This window comes from Actinomadura roseirufa, from assembly GCF_900659635.1.
Taxonomy (GTDB): Bacteria; Actinomycetota; Actinomycetes; order Streptosporangiales; family Streptosporangiaceae; genus Spirillospora; species Spirillospora roseirufa.
Genome location: NZ_CAACVB010000490.1, coordinates 1 through 2904, shown reverse-complemented (window position 1 = coordinate 2904; position 2904 = coordinate 1). Strand labels below are relative to the sequence as shown.

Here is a 2904-nt window from a genome sequence, read left to right as displayed (position 1 = left end):
GCCGCCGGACCCGGGCGAGGCTCACACGCGCCCGGCGGCCCGCTTCTCGGGCTCCTGACCGGCGACGGCCTCGGCCTCCCCGGCGCGGACCGGGCGGAAGGCGAGCGCGAGGACCAGCGCGCCGCCCAGCGCGATCGCCATCGTCCACAGGCACGCCACGTGCATCGCGTGCACGAAGGCGCGGTCGGCGGCCTCGGCCAGCGCGGGCCGGTGCGTCGCGGCCGCCGCGTGCCGGGCCTGCTCGGCCGACACCTCGGCCTGCTCCCGTACCGCCCGCGGCGCCCCGGCCAGGGCGCCCGCGATCCCGCGCCGGTAGACGATCGACATGATCGTGCCGCCCACCGCGATCCCCAGCACGCTGCCGGTCTGCCGGACCGTGTTGTTGACCGCCGAGCCGGCCCCGGCCCGCTCCAGGGGCAGGGCGCTCATGACCGCCGCGCTCACCGGGGCGATCACCGTGCCGATCGCCAGTCCCTGGACGAACGACAGGATCTCGTTCCAGATCAGCGGCGTGTGCAGGTCGAACTGGCTCCAGCAGCCCATCGCCAGCCCGGCGACGGTGAGCCCCGCGACCGTCACCGGCCGCACCGAGAAGCGGGCGACCAGCCGCGTCGCCAGCGGAGCGCCGAGCATCACGCCGACGGCGGCCGGCAGCGCCCCGGCCAGCGCCGCGGCCAGCGGGGAGAAGTTCCGGGCGCCCTGCAGATAGAAGGCGCCGAAGAAGCTGGCGCCGGTCATCGCGAGGAACAGCAGGCCGAGCGCGGCGTTGCCGCCGCCGAAGATCCGCCCGGCGAGCAGCCGGGGGTCGAAGCTCGGCTCGCGCAGCCGCAGCTCGATCGCCACGAACAGGACGAGCAGGACCAGCCCGGCGGCGATCGGGGCGAGCACGTCCCACCGGGTCCACGCCGCCACCTGCCCGGCCCGGATCAGCCCGTAGGCCAGCGCCGCCAGCCCCCCGGCCGACACCACCGGGCCAACCACGTCCAGCCGGCGCGGCTCGGGGGCGCGGAAGTTCGGTACCACCCGGCAGATCGCGGCGAGCGCGATGAGCACGATCGGCACGTTGACCAGGAACACCGAGCCCCACCAGAAGTGGTCGAGCAGCACCCCGGCGAGCAGCGGCCCCGCCGCCACCCCGACGCCGGCGGAGATGCTGAAGACGCCGAACGCGCGGGCCCGCGCCGGACCGGTGAACGCCCAGGTCACGATCGCCATGGTGGGAGGCACCGCGAACGCGCTGCCCGCGCCCATCACCGCGCGGGCCGCGATCAGCTCGGCCGGACTGCCGGCGTAGGCGGCCCAGACCGACGAGAGCCCGAAGACCGTCATCCCGGCGACCAGGAGGGTCCGGTGGCCGAACCGGTCGCCGAGCGCCCCGGCGGTGAACATCAGGGTGGCGAAGACGAGCGTGTAGGAGCCGACCGCCCACTGGAGCTCGCCCGGCGAGGCGTCCAGCCCCTGGACGGGATCGGAGAGCCGGACGAACGCCGTGTTCAGGATGGTGTTGTCCATCCAGATGACGATCGGTGAGAAGACGAGCACGGCGAGGAGCAGCCGCTGCCGGGTGGCGGTCATCGCATCCCTTACGAAGATGGGCTGTTCGTCAGGTTCCTGACGGATACTCGGCAGCATCGCAAACCCGTCAGGAACCTGTCAATCTCGGAACGGCGGCGCGGTATGGAAGAGTTGAGCGGGTGGGCAAGTACCTGAACGCGGACGGAGCGCTGGCCTTCCTGGTCCGCAGCGCCTGGCTCGGCATGCGCGCCGCGATCGGCGCGGAACTGAAGGAGTTCGGCCTCACGACGCCCCAGTACGCCACGCTGATGATCGTCCAGGACCATCCCGGGCTGTCGAACGCCGACGTCGGCCGCAAGGTGTCCAGCTCGCGGCAGTCGGCCAACGAGATGCTCGCCGGGCTGGAGCGCGACGGGCTGATCGAGCGGGCGCCGCATCCCGCCGACCGGCGCACCCAGCAGATCCAGATCACCGAGGACGGCCGCGCGCTGCTGCGCCGGGCCCGGATCGCCGTCGCCCGCCGCGAGGCCGAACTGGAGGCGGGGTTCAGCCCGGAGCAGCGGGCCGCCGCGCGGGCCTGGCTGGAGGGGATCGCCAAGGTCTGCGCCGCGGAGGAGTCCTAGCCGCCCGCCCCGGGGATTAACCGCCCGCCCGAGACCTGGCCGCCGCGACGTGCAGGGCCTCGCGCTGCGCGGCGGTGAGCCGGCCGGGGCTTCCCGCGACGCCGTAGGCGCCGGACGGGCCGCGCCGCAGTTCGAGCGGGTCGATGGCCGCGGGATGCCGCCCGGCCTCCCGCAGGGCCCGGTCGACGCGATCGGGCGGCCAGCCCAGCGCCCCGGCCACGCGCTCCGCGGTGAGCGGCTCCCGCGCGTGGACGAGCGCCGCGACCACGACGAGCACGTCGATGAGGGCCGCGCCCTCCAGGCCGTGGGCCATGTCGTCGCTGAGCGTGGCGAAGAACCGGCTCGTGCCCTCCAGCCTCGCCCCGGCGGGCGTCGCCGGGCCGAGGATCTCGGCTCCCCGGCGGGTGGTCTCGGCCCACAGCGCGTTGACGCGTGCGCTCGTCAGCCATGCCCGCGTCCAGAAGTCGTCGTAGATGACGTAGCGCTCACGCCGCAGCCGGGGATCGCGCTCGCGGCGGATCAGCTCCACTCCCTCCAGGTAGCCGACGGCCTTGGAGACCGACGCGGGGCTGACGCCCAGCCGCCGGACCAGCTCGGCGGCCGTCAGCGCCCCGGAGTCGGTGGTGAACAGGCACGCCAGCACCCGGGCCGCCATCCGGGGCAGCCCCACCTCGACGATCATCGCCGCGAACCGCTCGGTGAACGCGCCCACCTGCCCGGGGTCGCGCCCGTGGGCGGCGGCGACGGGCGGCGGCGGGGACGCGGG

At 75.0% G+C, this 2904-nt stretch carries 3 protein-coding genes; 1 reads left to right on the top strand and 2 read right to left on the bottom strand.

The window, feature by feature from the left end; translation table 11 throughout:
- Positions 1–21: 21 nt before the first annotated feature.
- Positions 22–1575, bottom strand: coding sequence for an MFS transporter (locus E1291_RS40635; RefSeq protein ID WP_131743354.1), 1554 nt, complete (start codon positions 1573–1575; stop codon positions 22–24).
- A 119-nt stretch (positions 1576–1694) separates the two neighbouring features.
- Between E1291_RS40635 and E1291_RS40630 the strand changes: the two genes are divergently transcribed.
- A complete protein-coding gene (locus E1291_RS40630) occupies positions 1695–2138 on the top strand; it encodes a MarR family winged helix-turn-helix transcriptional regulator (RefSeq protein ID WP_207401236.1) in 444 nt (147 codons plus the stop codon).
- A gap of 16 nt (positions 2139–2154) precedes the next feature.
- Here E1291_RS40630 and E1291_RS40625 read toward each other — a convergent pair.
- Positions 2155–2904 (bottom strand): GbsR/MarR family transcriptional regulator (locus E1291_RS40625; RefSeq protein ID WP_131743352.1); only part of this gene is annotated, 750 nt, incomplete at its 5' end.

Bases quoted from the DNA above. Each gene is read 5' to 3' on its own strand.
- E1291_RS40635 (WP_131743354.1), bottom strand. From the start codon at position 1,575: ATGACCGCCACCCGGCAGCGGCTGCTCCTCGCCGTGCTCGTCTTCTCA.